This window comes from Ruegeria sp. AP12 (assembly GCF_056540025.1).
The window spans coordinates 1-598 of sequence record NZ_JBQFVZ010000270.1 but is presented as its reverse complement, the minus strand read 5'-3'; the positions used below and the strand labels follow the sequence as shown (position 1 = coordinate 598).

The 598-nt window shown below is 54.7% G+C and carries 1 protein-coding gene; it reads right to left on the bottom strand.

The window, feature by feature from the left end; genetic code table 11:
* Window positions 1-460 (bottom strand): MurR/RpiR family transcriptional regulator (locus ACR0E6_RS22690; protein WP_480587638.1); only part of this gene is annotated, 460 nt, incomplete at its 3' end.
* Window positions 461-598: the final 138 nt, after the last annotated feature.

Here is a 598-nt window from a genome sequence, read left to right as displayed (position 1 = left end):
CATTGTTGGCCGGAAGATGATACACGCCGCTGCGGGTTTGGCGCAGGTGAAAGGACAAATGCTGCGCGATGGTGTCACTGATCCGACCGCCCAAGATATAGACATCGCTTTTAGGCTGGCTCAGTACCGAGCATATGCGCTGAAACTGCGCCTCGGTGATGCCTTCTGCCGACAGCGCCATCTGGGACGAGGCGCGCGCGATGAAATCACGTAAGAACCCTCCATCAACACTGCGCCCTTCGCCGTGCAGATCGGTGGGCGAGCGTTGGCCTTCTTTCAATTCCGACAAGAGAGCACGTTGGAATTCCTGATAACCGCCCAGTCCGATCTTGGTGACAAACCGAGAGATCGACGGGGCCGATACCTCGGCCCGGCGCGCGAGTTCCTGAATCGTGACCAAACCCGCATAGGGGTAGTCGCTGAGCAAAGCAGCGGCCAGCTTGCGCTCGCTCGCGGTCATGTTCTCCGCCTTCGCTTCAATCCTCTGCCTAACAAGCAAGCGGCACCTCCTGATCTGAATGGATCGCATGGAATAAAAATTTCAGTCAATCTATTTTTCATTGACTCTGAAAAATTTCAGTCAATCTATTTTTCAGAG